At 71.9% G+C, this 13,081-nt stretch carries 13 protein-coding genes; 1 reads left to right on the top strand and 12 read right to left on the bottom strand.

The window, feature by feature from the left end; all coding sequences use genetic code 11:
- Positions 1 to 50: 50 nt before the first annotated feature.
- Positions 51 to 719 carry a trimeric intracellular cation channel family protein gene (locus tag ACFWE1_RS11930; protein WP_243570852.1) on the top strand — a complete coding sequence of 223 codons (669 nt, stop codon included), beginning with the start codon at positions 51 to 53 and terminating at the stop codon, positions 717 to 719.
- 117 nt (positions 720 to 836) lie between these two features.
- Here the strand turns inward: ACFWE1_RS11930 and leuA are convergent, their stop codons facing one another.
- The 12 genes from leuA to dnaJ all read right to left on the bottom strand — a co-directional run bounded on the left by leuA (position 837) and on the right by dnaJ (position 13,035).
- Positions 837 to 2,609, bottom strand: a complete 1,773-nt coding sequence (gene leuA / locus ACFWE1_RS11935; RefSeq protein WP_376933654.1) for a 2-isopropylmalate synthase — start codon at positions 2,607 to 2,609, stop codon at positions 837 to 839.
- 220 nt (positions 2,610 to 2,829) lie between these two features.
- On the bottom strand, positions 2,830 to 4,227 hold the full coding sequence (locus ACFWE1_RS11940) for an FtsX-like permease family protein (RefSeq protein WP_376933655.1): 1,398 nt from the start codon (positions 4,225 to 4,227) through the stop codon (positions 2,830 to 2,832).
- Positions 4,227 to 4,988 (bottom strand): ABC transporter ATP-binding protein, encoded by a 762-nt coding sequence (locus tag ACFWE1_RS11945; protein WP_376933656.1) that lies wholly within the window; start codon positions 4,986 to 4,988, stop codon positions 4,227 to 4,229. Before ACFWE1_RS11945 ends, ACFWE1_RS11940 begins: the two co-directional genes overlap by 1 nt.
- Positions 4,989 to 5,088: 100 nt before the next feature.
- Positions 5,089 to 5,748: a response regulator gene (locus ACFWE1_RS11950; RefSeq protein ID WP_376933657.1), complete on the bottom strand. Its 660-nt coding sequence runs from the start codon at positions 5,746 to 5,748 to the stop codon at positions 5,089 to 5,091.
- Positions 5,745 to 6,938 carry a sensor histidine kinase gene (locus ACFWE1_RS11955; protein ID WP_376933658.1) on the bottom strand — a complete coding sequence of 398 codons (1,194 nt, stop codon included), beginning with the start codon at positions 6,936 to 6,938 and terminating at the stop codon, positions 5,745 to 5,747. Before ACFWE1_RS11955 ends, ACFWE1_RS11950 begins: the two co-directional genes overlap by 4 nt.
- A 106-nt stretch (positions 6,939 to 7,044) precedes the next feature.
- Positions 7,045 to 7,938, bottom strand: coding sequence for a GTPase Era (era, locus tag ACFWE1_RS11960; RefSeq protein ID WP_376933659.1), 894 nt, complete (start codon positions 7,936 to 7,938; stop codon positions 7,045 to 7,047).
- Positions 7,931 to 9,244, bottom strand: a complete 1,314-nt coding sequence (locus ACFWE1_RS11965; RefSeq protein ID WP_376933660.1) for a hemolysin family protein — start codon at positions 9,242 to 9,244, stop codon at positions 7,931 to 7,933. Before ACFWE1_RS11965 ends, era begins: the two co-directional genes overlap by 8 nt.
- A gap of 2 nt (positions 9,245 to 9,246) precedes the next feature.
- Positions 9,247 to 9,708, bottom strand: coding sequence for an rRNA maturation RNase YbeY (gene ybeY / locus ACFWE1_RS11970; RefSeq protein WP_243568487.1), 462 nt, complete (start codon positions 9,706 to 9,708; stop codon positions 9,247 to 9,249).
- Positions 9,709 to 9,715: 7 nt separating this feature from the next.
- Complete coding sequence (locus ACFWE1_RS11975) at positions 9,716 to 10,810, bottom strand: PhoH family protein (protein WP_376933661.1); 1,095 nt, start codon at positions 10,808 to 10,810, stop codon at positions 9,716 to 9,718.
- Positions 10,811 to 10,814: 4 nt separating this feature from the next.
- The gene (locus ACFWE1_RS11980; protein WP_189086477.1) at positions 10,815 to 11,174 is read right to left on the bottom strand and encodes a histidine triad nucleotide-binding protein; all 360 of its coding nucleotides are present in this window, start codon (positions 11,172 to 11,174) and stop codon (positions 10,815 to 10,817) included.
- Positions 11,175 to 11,198: 24 nt separating this feature from the next.
- On the bottom strand, positions 11,199 to 11,933 hold the full coding sequence (locus ACFWE1_RS11985; protein ID WP_376933662.1) for a 16S rRNA (uracil(1498)-N(3))-methyltransferase: 735 nt from the start codon (positions 11,931 to 11,933) through the stop codon (positions 11,199 to 11,201).
- Between the two features lies 1 nt (position 11,934).
- Positions 11,935 to 13,035, bottom strand: coding sequence for a molecular chaperone DnaJ (gene dnaJ / locus ACFWE1_RS11990; RefSeq protein ID WP_376933663.1), 1,101 nt, complete (start codon positions 13,033 to 13,035; stop codon positions 11,935 to 11,937).
- Positions 13,036 to 13,081: the final 46 nt, after the last annotated feature.

The raw sequence follows: 13,081 nt of genomic DNA on the forward strand, positions 1-13,081 counted from the left end.
CATCCGCGGCATCCGCTTGCGAGAATAGGCGGGTGGAGACCTCGCAGTTCATGATCCCGCTCTGGCTGGACCTCACCGCCGTCGGGCTCGGCGGCGTGCAGGGCGCGCTCTTCGCGTCCGGTTTCCGCGGTGAACGCCGGCTCGACCTGCTCGGTGTCGCGATCGTCGGCATCGTGATGGGCTTCGGCGGCGGTGTCATCCGCGACCTGCTGCTGAATCAGCCGATCGGCGCGCTGCAGAGCAACTGGTACCTCGTCACGGCGGTCGTCGCGTCGCTCGTCGGCATGCTGCTCGCCGGCCCCCTCTCCCGGCTGAACGGGCTCATCGTCGGCCTCGACGCCGTCGTGATCGGCATGTTCGGCGCGTTCGGCACCTCGAAGGCGCTCGGCCTCGGTCTGCCGATCCTGCCCGCGGTGTTCGTCGGCGTCGCCGCGGCCGTCGGCGGCGGCATCCTCCGCGACATGCTGATGAGCCTCCCGGTCGCGATCATGCACGTCGGCTCGCTCTACGCGGTCGCCGCGGCGGCCGGATGCCTCGTGCTCGTCGTGCTCGACCTCTTCCACGTGCCGATCTTCATCGCCGGCATCGCCTGCGTCGTCGTGACGAGCATCATCCGCTGGCTGGCCGTGATCTTCGACCTCTCGCTGCCGGAGCAGCGCATGCTCAACCGCCGCAAGGTCGCCACCGAGACCGGCGTGCTCCCCGTCATCCGCCGCTGACCGCCCGCCCAACACCGAGTTGCCCGACTTTCATGAAAGTCGGGCAACTCGGGAAACGGCGAGTCGCCCGCGTCCGGGCGGACGCGGGCGACTCGGACGGACGGCCCGTGAACTCGCTCAGACCGCGGCGAGCTCCGCCTCGGGCTCGACCGCGACGCCGCGCAGCGCCCGGTTCACCGAGGACACCACGGCCTTCAGCGAGGCGGTCGAGATGTCCGCGTCGATGCCGACGCCCCAGAGCACCCGCCCCTCGACCTCGAGCTCGACGTACGCGGCCGCCACGGCGTCGCCGCTCGCGGCGAGCGTGTGCTCGACGTAGTCGCGGAGCTTCACCTGCACGCCCTCGGCACCGAGCACCGCGAGGAACGCCGAGATCGGCCCGTTGCCGCTGGCGTCGGCGTCGACGCGCTCGGCGCCGTCGCGGAGGCCGACCCGCACGTTCACGATGCCGTCGAGGTCGCTCTCCGTGCGGAGGCTGAGCAGCTCGAAGCGGCCCCACTTCTCGTCGGGGCGCGACTCGGGCGCCGGAAGGTACTCGTCGGTGAAGATGCGCCAGATCTCGTCGCTCGTGACCTCGCCGCCCTCGGCGTCGGTCTTGGCCTGCACGACGCCCGAGAACTCGATCTGCAGCCGGCGCGGCAGTTCGAGCGCGTGGTCGCTCTTCAGCAGGTACGCGACGCCGCCCTTGCCCGACTGCGAGTTCACCCGGATCACGGCCTCGTAGCTGCGGCCCAGGTCCTTCGGGTCGACCGGCAGGTAGGGCACCGCCCACTCGAGCTCGTCGACCGTGACGCCGGCCGCCTCGGCCTTCGCCTCCATCGCCTCGAAGCCCTTCTTGATGGCGTCCTGGTGCGAGCCGCTGAACGCCGTGTAGACGAGGTCGCCCGCCCAGGGGCTGCGCTCGTGCACCGGCAGCTGGTTGCAGTACTCGGCGGTGCGCTTGATCTCGTCGAGGTCGCTGAAGTCGATCTGCGGGTCGATGCCCTGCGTGAACAGGTTGATGCCCAGCGCGACGAGGTCGACGTTGCCGGTGCGCTCGCCGTTGCCGAAGAGGCAGCCCTCGATGCGGTCGGCACCGGCGAGGTAGCCGAGCTCGGCCGCCGCGATCGCCGTGCCGCGGTCGTTGTGCGGGTGCAGCGAGAGGATCACGTTCTCGCGGTGCGCGAGGTGTCGGCTCATCCACTCGATCGAGTCGGCGTACACGTTCGGCGAGGCCATCTCGACCGTCGCGGGCAGGTTGATGATGACCTTGCGCTCGGGCGTCGGCTCGAACACCTCGAGCACCTGGTTGCAGACGTCGACCGCGAACTCGAGCTCGGTGCCGGTGTAGCTCTCGGGCGAGTACTCGTAGTAGACGGTCGTGCCGGGGATGGTCGACTCCATCTCGCGGCACTTGCGCGCGCCGTGGAGCGCGATGTCGATGATGCCCTGCCGGTCGGTGCGGAAGACGACCTCGCGCTGCAGCACGCTCGTCGAGTTGTAGAGGTGCACGATGGCCTGCTTGGCGCCGGCGATCGCCTCGTAGGTGCGCTCGATGAGGTGGTCGCGGGCCTGCGTCAGCACCTGGATGGTGACGTCGTCGGGGATGGCGCCGTCGTCGATGAGCTGACGGACGAAGTCGAAGTCGGTCTGGCTCGCGCTCGGGAAGCCGACCTCGATCTCCTTGTAGCCCATCTTCACGAGCAGCTCGAACATGATGCGCTTGCGCTCGGGGCTCATCGGGTCGATGAGGGCCTGGTTGCCGTCGCGGAGGTCGACCGCGCACCAGCGCGGCGCCTCGGTGATGCGCCGGTCGGGCCAGGTGCGGTCGGGCAGCTCGACGCGGAGCTGCTCGTGGTACGGACGGTACCGGTGCACGGGCATCGGGGACGGCTTCTGGGTGTTCTGCATGGTGCTCTCTTCTCGCTTCAGTCCGGTGGCAGCCGACGACGAACTCCGCAGCGAGGGAGGCCTAGAACGAGGACTCGCTGCGGCAGCTAAGGAGAAGCAGGCCGTGAAGCACGGAACCAGGGTAGCACCGCGACGGAGAAGGGCGGAACCGGAGCGTCCCCCACGGAGCCCCGGTCCCGCCCGGCGGGCACCCCCCTGGTGCCCGGTCTGATGGCCGCGCTCAGTCGGTCGCGAGTGCGACGACCGGCGAGACGCGCATCGCGCGCCGCGCCGGCGCGATCGAGGCGATCGCCGTGAGCAGGCCGGCGGCGACGATCAGGATGCCGATCATCGCCCACGGGATGCCCGGGAAGACGAACACCGGCTGCCCCTGCGCCCCGCCGAGCAGCGCCTGCGCGCCCGCCCAGCCGTAGACGAAGCCGAGCACGAGCCCGGTGAGCGTCGCGGCGACCGTGAGCGCGGCCGCCTCGGCGACGATCATGCCGCGCAGCTGCCGCGCCTCGAAGCCGAGCGCCCGCAGCAGGCCGAGCTCGCGAGTGCGCTGCAGCACGCTGAGCGAGAGGGTGTTCACCATGCCGATCGCGGCAATGAGCGCGCTGAAGCCGATGAGCACCGCGAAGATCGCGATGGTCACGTTGAGCATGCCTTCGACGCCCGCGAACACCTCGGGCTGCGCCTCGATCGCCGCGTGGATCATCGCGCGGTAGGACTCCATCGTGACGGAGAAGGTGGTGACGAGGGTGACGCCGATCACGAGGCCGATCGTCATCCGGGAGGCGCGCTCGGGATTGCGCACCGCGTTCTCCGCGGCGATGCGGGCCGCCGGCGAGCGGCCGAACAGCCGCCCCACGAGCCGGAGCACCGGCGGCATGACGACGTGCGCGGCGAGCACGACGCCGGAGAAGGAGAGGATGCCGCCGAGCAGCCCGATCAGCACGCCCTCCGGCCGGACCAGCCCGACGACGATGCCCACGGCGAGCAGCACCGTGCCGAGCACGATCAGCACGACGGCCGCGATGTTCCGGCCGCGGCGGCGGACGAGCTCCTCGCGGTCGGACTCGACCGCCTGCCCGATCGCCTCGATCGGGCGCACCCGCAGCACGCGGCGCGAGCCCACCCAGGAGGCGAGCCAGGTCGTCAGCACGACGGCGATGGCGGGCAGCAGCACCGACGCGTTCAGGTACTGGTAGTCGACCGCGGGCATGACCCCGGTCGCGACCGCGACCCGCTCGAGACCGAACGCGGCGAGCGTGCCGAGCAGGATGCCTGCGGCCGCGCCGGCGAAGCCGACGGCGAGGCCCTCGCGGGCGATCCGGCCGCGCTCGGCGCGCGCCGAGGAGCCGATGAGTCGCAGCAGGGCGATGAGCCGGGTGCGACCCGCGACGACCGTGGCCACGGTGTTCGAGGTGACGATCGCGCTGACGTAGATCGCGATGACGATGAACACCCACGCCACGACCGGCAGCATGAGCGCCACCGTGTCGCTCTCCCCCGTGACGGAGTCCGCGGCGATCGCGACGGCGAGCATCCCGGTGACGTGCAGCAGCAGCACGCCGAAGGTGCCCGCGAGCAGCGCCACGAGGAACGTGGGGATCTGGTCCTTCAGCCGGGCGCGCATCAGGCCGCGGTTTCCATCGAGAGCATGAAGGAGGCGATCTCCTCCGGCGTCGACCGGCCGGCGTCGCGGACGATCCGCCCGTCGGCGAGGTAGAGGATCCGGTCGGCATGGCTCGCGGCGATCGGGTCGTGGGTCACCATCGCGATCGACTGCCCGTAGCCGGCGCTCGCCCCGGCGAGGAGCCCCAGCACCTCGCGCCCGGTGCGGGAGTCGAGGTTGCCCGTCGGCTCGTCGGCGAAGACGAGGTCGGGCCGGGTGGCGAGCGCGCGGGCGATCGCGACGCGCTGCTGCTGGCCGCCGGACAGCTCGTGCGGCCGGTGGCCGAGGCGGCTCGTGAGGCCGAGCACCTCGTAGAGCTCCTCGATCCACATCCGCTCGTCGAGGCTGGGCTTGCGCCCGTCGAGCTCGAACGGCAGCAGCACGTTGCCGCGCACGTCGAGGGTCGGCACGAGGTTGAAGGACTGGAAGATGAAGCCGACGCGGCGGCGGCGCAGCACGGTCAGGGCGCTGTCGGGCAGCGAGGTGATCTCGGTGTCGCCGAGCCACACCTGACCCGAGCTCGGGGTGTCGAGGCCGGCCATGATGTGCATCAGCGTCGACTTGCCGGAGCCCGACGGGCCCATGATCGCGGTGAACTCGCCGCGGCGCAGCCCGAGGGAGACGTCGTCGAGTGCGGTGACCTGGCCGGAGCCGCTGCCGTAGCGCTTGCCGAGGGTGGCGACGCGGGCGATGAGGCCGAGGTCTGAGGGTTGGATCTGCATGACTTCGACGCTACGGACCGGGCCCCGCCCCGGTCATCCGGCCGGCGGATGGTCCGCCGTCATCCTGCAGGATGACCGGCGGCCGGCGGCAGGATGACGTTCAGAGCTCGTGCTCGTACGCGAAGACGACGAGCTGCACGCGGTCGCGCAGCCCGAGTTTCGCGAGGATGCGGCTGACGTGCGTCTTCACGGTCGCCTCGCTCAGGAACTCGCCCGCGGCGATCTCGGCGTTCGAGAGCCCCTTGGCGGCGAGGGCGAAGATCTCCCGCTCGCGCGGCGTCAGCTCGTCCCAGGCGGGCGGCGCCGGGCTGCGCTCGCTGCCCCGGCCGGCGTGCGCGATGAGGTTCCGGGTCGCGTTCGCCGCGATCACGGCGTTGCCCTGGTGCACCGTGCGGATGGCGGCGAGGAGGAACTCCGGGTCGGCGTCCTTCAGCACGAAGCCGCTCGCCCCCGCGCGGATCGCGCGTGCCGCGTTCTCGTCGAGGTCGAAGGTGGTGAGCACCAGCACCCGCGGCGCCGGGTAGCCGCCGCGGTCGGCGTCGGCGAGGATGCGCTCCGTGGCGGCGATCCCGTCGAGCACCGGCATCCGCACGTCCATGAGGACGACGTCGGGCCGCGCCCGGTTCGCGAGTGCCGCGCCGGCGGCGCCGTCGGCGGCCTCCCCGGCGAAGGAGAGGTCGGGCTGCGACTCGATGAGCATGCGGATGCCGGCGCGGAACAGCGCCTGGTCGTCCACGAGGCAGACGCGGATCTCGGTCATCTGGTGCTCCCCTGCTGGGCCGGGATCCGGGCGATCACCCGGAACCGGTCGTCATCGGTCTCGATCGTGAGCTGTCCCCCGGTCAGTTGGGCGCGTTCGCGCATGCCCGGGATGCCGTGCCTGGCGCCGCGGGCGCCGACGGGTTCGGCGTCGGGCCGCACGTGGTTCGTGACGGTGGCGACGACGCCGGTCCGATCCCAGTCGAGCACGACGTCGACGGGCCGGCCGGCGTCGCCGTGCCTGAGCGCGTTCGTCAGCGCCTCCTGCACGATGCGGTACACGGCGATCTGGTGGCCGGTGCCGAGCTCGATCCGCGGGCCGCGTTCGACGAGCTCGACCTCGAGCCCGGCGGCGCGCAGCTGGGCGAGCAGCTCCTCGAGGTCGTCGAGCACGGGCTGCGGGGTGTCCGTCTCGGCGTGGCGCAGTTCGGCGAGGAGCATCCGCACGTCGCCGAGCGCGCCGCGGGCGACGCCCGCGATGGTGCCGAGCGCCTCGACGGCCGTCTCCGGCCGGGTGCGCGCGGCGAAGCGGGCGCCGTCGGCCTGGGCGATCACGACGGCGAGCGAGTGCGCCACGACGTCGTGCATGTCGCGGGCAATGCGGTTGCGCTCCTGCTCCACCACGTAGCGGTACTCGGCCAGCTCGCGCTCGCGGAGCGCGACCTCCTCGCGGCGGCGGATCTCCCGCGAGTCGCGGACGGCGCGCACGAGCAGGCCGGCCGTCCAGCTCAGGACGAGCACGGAGATCGCCGCGATGAAGGTCACGCCGAGCCAGAGCGTCAGCGCGACCGCGTTGTCGGGTGCGAACAGGAATTCGCTCTGGCCGAGCGCCGGCTTCAGCAGCCCGAGGTAGAGCGTCGCGACGACCGAGCCGACGCCGGCGGAGACGAGGCCGAGCCACTTCACGATGGGCGCGCCGTGCGCGGCGGTCGAGTACAGCACGCCGAGCACGGCGATGTCGTAGAGCTGCAGCTCGCGCAGCGTCCCCATCTGCACGAGCGCGGCGATCCAGGCGACGCCGAGCGACCAGCCCGGCGAGAGCCGGCGCACCGCGAGCGCTCCCGCGAAGCCGGCGAGGGCGAGCAGGTCGAAGGCGTTGCCGAGCAGCGCGAGGGGCAGCGAGACGAGCGCGAAGACGGCCGCGAGCACGATATCGGTCGTCAGGCGACCGCGGCTCAGAGTCGTGCGCATCGAACCACCGTACGCCCAGCTCCCCCGGCGGTCACGCCGATCCGGCCGGAATCATCCTGCAGGCGGACGGCCGCGGCATCCGCCGGTCCGCCGAGCGCGCGCGAGCTCAGAATCCGAGCCGGCCGAGCTGCTTGGGGTCGCGCTGCCAGTCCTTCGCGACCTTGACGTGCAGGGCGAGGTAGACCTTGCGGCCGAGCAGTCGCTCGATCTCGACCCGGGCCGCCGCCCCGACCTCCTTCAGCCGGGCGCCGCCCTTGCCGATGATGATGCCCTTCTGGCTGTCGCGTTCGACGACGACGTTCGCGTAGATCTCGACGAGGTCCTTGTCCTCGCGCTCGACGAGGTCGTCGACCGTCACCGCGATCGAGTGCGGCAGCTCGTCGGAGACGCCCTCGAGCGCGGCTTCGCGCACGAACTCGGCGATGCGCTCGGTCACGTCCTCGTCGGTCGTGGTCTCCTCGGGGTACAGCGGATGGCTCGACGCCGGCATGAGCGTCAGCAGCTCGTCGACGAGCACCTCCAACTGCTCGCCGCGCGGGGCGGACACCGGCACGATCGCGTCCCACTCCCGCAGGCCGGAGACGGCGAGCAGCTGCTCGGCCACCTTCGCCTTCGAGGCCGCGTCGGTCTTCGTGACGATCGCGACCTTCTTCGCGCGCGGGTATTGCTCGAGCTGCTCGTTGATGAAGCGGTCGCCGGGGCCGATCGGCTCGTTCGCCGGCACGCAGAAGGCGATCACGTCGACATCGCCGAGCGTCGTCTGCACGAGGGCGTTCAGCCGCTCGCCGAGCAAGGTGCGCGGCCGGTGCAGCCCCGGCGTGTCGACGAGGATGAGCTGGCCGTGCGGCCGGTGCACGATGCCGCGGATGGCCCGGCGCGTCGTCTGCGGCTTCGAGCTCGTGATGGCGACCTTCTCGCCGACGAGCGCGTTCGTGAGCGTCGACTTGCCGACGTTCGGCCGGCCGACGAAGGAGACGAATCCTGCACGGTACTCAGTCACGGTGGTGCTCCTGTTCTGCGTCGCCGAGGAAGGCGGCCCTGGCGTCGATGAGGGCCGCGTCGGCCGAGACCAGCACGGTCGAGATGCGCCGTCGTCGGCCCTCGGTGCGCTCGGCCTCGAGCTCGAGGCCGCTCGTCGACGCGCGGTCGCCGCGCTGCGGGAGACGGCCGAGCGCCTTCGCGAGCAGGCCGCCGACGGTGTCGACGTCGTCGTCGTCGAGCTCCAGGCCGAACAGCTCGCCGAGCTCGTCGACGGCGAGCCGCGCACTCACCCGGTACCGGCCGTCGCCGAGCGCCTCGACCTCGGGGGTCTCGCGGTCGTACTCGTCGGAGATGTCGCCGACGAGCTCCTCGATCAGGTCTTCCATGGTGGCGAGCCCGGCGATGCCGCCGTACTCGTCGACGACCATGGCGAGGTGGTTCGAGGTGGTCTGCATCTGCCGGAGCAGCGCGTCGGCCTTCATCGAGTCCGGCACGAACTCGGCCGGCCGGGCGAGCTGCCCGACCGTGAGGCTCTCGGCGTCGAGCGGTCGTTCGAAGCCGAGCTTCGCGAGATCGCGGAGGTAGAGGATGCCGGTGACGTCGTCGGAGTCGAGCCCGATCACCGGGATGCGGGAGTAGCCCGCGCTCAGGAACACGCTCATCGCCTGCTGCAGGTGCGCCGTCGCGTCGATCGTGATCATGTCGGTGCGCGGCACCATGACCTCGCGCACGACGGTGTCGTTGAACTCGAAGATCGAGTGGATGAGCTCCCGGTCGCCCTCCTCGAGCACGTCGAGCTCGGTCGCCTCGTCGACCATGCTGAGCAGCTGCTCCTCGCTCGAGACGCCCGCGAAGCGGATCCGGCCGGGCGTGACCCGGTTGCCGAGCTGCACGAGCGCGCCCGCGAGCGGGCCGAGCAGCACCCGGAGGAAGTGCACGAGCGGCGCCGTGAGCCGCAGCACCGTCGGGGCGTGCACGCGCCCGACGCTGCGCGGACTCGCGCCGACGAGCACGAACGAGACCGCCGTCATGATGAGCGCCGACCAGAGCAGCACGAGCCACGGGTTGTCGAGGAAGCTCGCGAAGGCGAGGGTCACGAGCACCGCCGCCGTGGTCTCGGCGAGGATGCGCATGAAGTTCACCGCGTTGACGTGCGCGCCGGTGTCCTCGGCGATGGCGGCGAGCGAGCGCTTCGCCCGGGACCCCTCGGCGAGCTCGGCGATGTCGGCGCGCGAGCTCGAGGCGATCGCGGAGTCGACGGCGGCCATCAGGCCGCCGAAGGCCACGAGCACGAAGGCGGCGACGAGGAAGTACCAGGGTTCCATCGTCAGCGACGTCGCTCCTGCATGGCGAAGCCGACGAGGATGTCGCGCTGGATGCCGAACATCTCCTTCTCCTCGGCGGGCTCGGCGTGGTCGAAGCCGAGCAGGTGCAGGATGCCGTGCGCGGTGAGCAGCAGCAGCTCGTCGGTCAGCGTGTGCCCGGCGGTCTTCGCCTGTGCTTCAGCGACCTGCGGGCACAGCACGATGTCACCGAGGAGCCCGGGCGGGGTCGGCTGGTCCTCGGTGCCCGGGCGCAGCTCGTCCATCGGGAAGCTGAGCACGTCGGTGGGGCCCGGCTCGTCCATCCACTGCACGTGCAGCTGCTCCATGGCGCCCTCGTCGACGAGCACGATCGCGAGCTCCGCGTCGACGTGCACGTGCATCGCGTCGAGCGCGTAGACGGCGAGCCGCTGGATCGCGGCCTCGTCGACCTCGATCGCCGACTCGTTGTTGATCTCGATGCTCATGCCTCGCTCACTTCGCCTTTCTCGGCAGGTGGTCTCTGGGGCCGCCGCCCGCGACGCGCCCGCGGCGCTCGGCGCGGTTGGCGAACTCGCGGGCCTCGGCCCGCTCGTAGCGCTGCGCCTGCTGGCGCTGGTCGAACTCGGTGTACGCGTCGACGATGCGGCCCACGAGGGTGTGCCGTACGACGTCGTCGCTCGTGAGGCGCGCGAAGGCGATGTCGTCGATGCCGTCGAGGATGCGCGTGACGATGCGCAGCCCGGACGCCCCGCCCGGCAGGTCGATCTGGGTGATGTCGCCCGTGACGACCATCTTCGAGCCGAAGCCGAGTCGGGTGAGGAACATCTTCATCTGCTCGGGCGTGGTGTTCTGCGCCTCGTCGAGCACGACGAAGGAGTCGTTCAGCGTGCGGCCCCGCATGTAGGCGAGCGGGGCCACCTCGACGGTGCCCGAGGCGAGCAGCTTCGGCACGAGCTCGGGGTCCATCATCTCGTTGAGCGCGTCGTAGAGCGGCCGCAGGTAGGGGTCGATCTTGTCGGTGAGCGTGCCGGGCAGGAAGCCGAGCCGCTCGCCCGCCTCGACCGCCGGCCGGGTGAGGATGATGCGGCTGACCTCCTTGCGCTGCAGCGCCTGCACGGCCTTCGCCATCGCCAGGTAGGTCTTGCCGGTGCCCGCCGGGCCGATGCCGAACACGATGGTGTGCTCGTCGATCGCGTCGACGTAGGCGCGCTGGCCCTCCGTCTTCGGCCGGATCTGCTTGCCCCGGCTCGATACGATCACCTGTCCGAGCAGCTCCGAGGGGCGCGCGCCCGGGTCCTGCTCGAGGATGCGGGCCGAACTCGTCACCTCGGTCCTCGTGGGGTCCTGGTTCTGCCGCACGAGCGCCAGCAGCTCCTCGATGAGGCGCCGGGCGCGGAGCCGCTCGGCCTCCTCGCCGCGCAGCGAGATCTGGTTGCCGCGGACGTGCACGGTGACGCCCGGGTACTCGCGCTGGATCTGCGCGAGCAGGCGGTCCTGCGGGCCGAGCAGACGCACCATCTCGATGCCGTCGATGTGCAGCAGTTCTTCGTCGGGGCGGGGACGCTCGTCGGCGCCCTGGTCATTCATCGGCTCAGCCGGCAAGCGTGCGCTCCTCGAGGCCCCCGGCGAGGACGTGCGCATGCACGTGGAACACGGTCTGGCCCGCGCCCGCGCCGGTGTTGAAAATCAGTCGGAACTGGCCGTCGGCCAGCTCGTCGGCGACGCCGCGCGCGACCTCGACGAGCTCCGCGAGGAGTCCGGGGTCGCCGGCGGCGAGCTCGACGACGTCGCGGTAGCGCCCCTGCTTCGGGGTGACCACGACGTGGACGGGCGCCTGCGGCGCGATGTCCCGGAACGCGATGACCCGTTCGGTCTCGGCGACGATCGTCGCGGGGATCTCACGCGCGGCGATGCGCTCGAAGACGGTGGGGTCAGCGGCCTGGGCGGTCATGGGTCCATCGTAGCGACGGATGCCTCACCACCGCCCGAGCCGGGCGCTGAGCAGCGCGATCGCGGCGGGCCCGGCGGTCGAGGTGCGCAGCACGGTCGGGCCGAGGCGGACGGGCTCGGCGCCGGCCGCGGTGAGCCGGGCGAGCTCCTCGGGGGCGACCCCGCCCTCCGGCCCCACGAGCAGGGCGAGCGGCCGCTCGTCGAGCTCCAGCTGCGCGAGGCCCTGCTCGGCGGTCGGCTCGAGCACGAGCAGGCGGGTGCCGGCGAGCAGTTCCGGCAGCCGCGCCGTCGGCGTCGCCGCCATGACCTCCGGCACCCAGGCGCGGATCGCCTGCTTGCTCGCCTCGCGGGCGATCGTCGCCCAGCGCTGCCGCCCCTTCTCGGCCTTCGCACCGTCCCAGCGCGACACGGAACGCGCCGCGGACCACGGCACGATGCGGTCGACGCCGAGCTCGGTGGCGGCCTGGACGGCGAGCTCGTCGCGGTCGCCCTTCGCGAGGGCCTGCACGAGCACGAGCGCGGGGTCGGCCGGCTGCTCGCGCCGGGCCTCGTCGACCTCGATCGTGAGCTCGCCCTGGCCGCTCTCGAGCACCGGGCCGGACACGACCGTGCCGCGCCCGTCGCCGATCGCGATCCGCTCGCCGAGGCGCACCCGGGCGACCTGGACGGCGTGGCGCGCCTCCTGCCCGCCGAGCCGCACGACGTCGCCGGGGCCGATCGCCGTCAGCTCCGCGCCCTCGTCGAGGTAGAGACTCGCCATCTCAGCCGAGGAACCGGTCGCGGAGCTTCGCGAAGAGCCCCTGCTGGAAGTGCGCGAGCTCGGGCGCCTTCTGCTTGCGCGCGGCGGCCAGCTTCTCGACGAGCTCGCGCTCCTTGCCGGAGAGCTTCGTCGGGGTGACGACGTGCACGCCGATGCGGAGGTCGCCACGACCGTTGCCGCGGAGCCGCGTGACGCCGCGGTCCTTGACGGTCAGCACCTCGCCCGACTGCAGTCCCGGCTTCAGCTCGAGCTCGACGTCGCCGTCGAGGGCGTGCACCGTGGCGCTGGTGCCGAGCACGGCGTCGGTCATCGCGACCTCGAGCGTGCAGAGCAGGTCGTCGCCGTCGCGGCTGAAGACCTCGTGCGTCTTCACCTTCATCTCGAGGTAGAGGTCGCCGTTCGGGCCGCCGGCGGGACCGGCCTCGCCCGAGCCCGGCATCTGCAGCCGGAGGCCCGTGTCGACGCCGGCGGGAATGTCGACCGGCACGGTGCGACGAGCCCGGACCCGGCCCTGCCCCTGGCAGGTCACGCAGGGCGTGGCGATGATCGTGCCGTAGCCGCGGCAGGAGCCGCAGGGGCTCGCGGTGACGACGTTGCCGAGCAGCGAGCGCACGGTGCGCTGGATCTGCCCGGTGCCGTGGCAGATGTCGCACGTGACGGGCGAGGTGCCCGGGGCGCAGCAGCTGCCGTGGCACGTCTCGCAGACGACCGCGGTGTCGACCTCGAGCTCGCGGTGCGTGCCGAAGATGACCTCCTCGAGGCCGAGCTCCACGCGGATCAGCGCGTCCTGCCCGCGTTCGCGCCGCGAGCGCGGCCCCCGGCTCTGCTGGCCGCCGCCGAAGAAGGTCTCGAAGATGTCGCCGAAGCCCCCGAAGCCGGCCTGGCCGCCGAAGCCGCCCTGCCCGCCGAGGTCGTACTGCTGGCGCTGCTTCGGGTCGGAGAGCACGTCGTAGGCGTGCGTCACCTCCTTGAAGCGCTCGGACGCCTCGGCGCCCGGGTTGACGTCGGGGTGCAGCTCGCGGGCGAGCCGGCGGTAGGCCTTCTTGATCTCGTCAGGGGTGGCGTCGCGGGAGACGCCGAGGACCTCGTAGTGGTCTGCCACGGAGGGCGGTTCCTTTCGATGGGTGCCGGGGTGCGGCTGGTCGATG

The organism is Agromyces sp. NPDC060279 (genome assembly GCF_042726785.1).
Lineage (GTDB): Bacteria > Actinomycetota > Actinomycetes > Actinomycetales > Microbacteriaceae > Agromyces.

What these genes read in the sequence shown, in the direction of transcription:
- ACFWE1_RS11955 (WP_376933658.1), bottom strand. Translation starts at nt 6,938, where the DNA reads ATGCGCACGACTCTGAGCCGCGGTCGCCTGACGACCGATATCGTGCTC.
- ACFWE1_RS11965 (WP_376933660.1), bottom strand. Translation starts at nt 9,244, where the DNA reads ATGGAACCCTGGTACTTCCTCGTCGCCGCCTTCGTGCTCGTGGCCTTC.
- ACFWE1_RS11950 (WP_376933657.1), bottom strand. Translation starts at nt 5,748, where the DNA reads ATGACCGAGATCCGCGTCTGCCTCGTGGACGACCAGGCGCTGTTCCGC.
- ACFWE1_RS11940 (WP_376933655.1), bottom strand. Translation starts at nt 4,227, where the DNA reads ATGCGCGCCCGGCTGAAGGACCAGATCCCCACGTTCCTCGTGGCGCTG.
- ACFWE1_RS11930 (WP_243570852.1), top strand. Translation starts at nt 51, where the DNA reads ATGATCCCGCTCTGGCTGGACCTCACCGCCGTCGGGCTCGGCGGCGTG.
- ACFWE1_RS11975 (WP_376933661.1), bottom strand. Translation starts at nt 10,810, where the DNA reads ATGAATGACCAGGGCGCCGACGAGCGTCCCCGCCCCGACGAAGAACTG.
- ACFWE1_RS11985 (WP_376933662.1), bottom strand. Translation starts at nt 11,933, where the DNA reads ATGGCGAGTCTCTACCTCGACGAGGGCGCGGAGCTGACGGCGATCGGC.
- ACFWE1_RS11980 (WP_189086477.1), bottom strand. Translation starts at nt 11,174, where the DNA reads ATGACCGCCCAGGCCGCTGACCCCACCGTCTTCGAGCGCATCGCCGCG.
- leuA (WP_376933654.1), bottom strand. Translation starts at nt 2,609, where the DNA reads ATGCAGAACACCCAGAAGCCGTCCCCGATGCCCGTGCACCGGTACCGT.
- ybeY (WP_243568487.1), bottom strand. Translation starts at nt 9,708, where the DNA reads ATGAGCATCGAGATCAACAACGAGTCGGCGATCGAGGTCGACGAGGCC.
- ACFWE1_RS11945 (WP_376933656.1), bottom strand. Translation starts at nt 4,988, where the DNA reads ATGCAGATCCAACCCTCAGACCTCGGCCTCATCGCCCGCGTCGCCACC.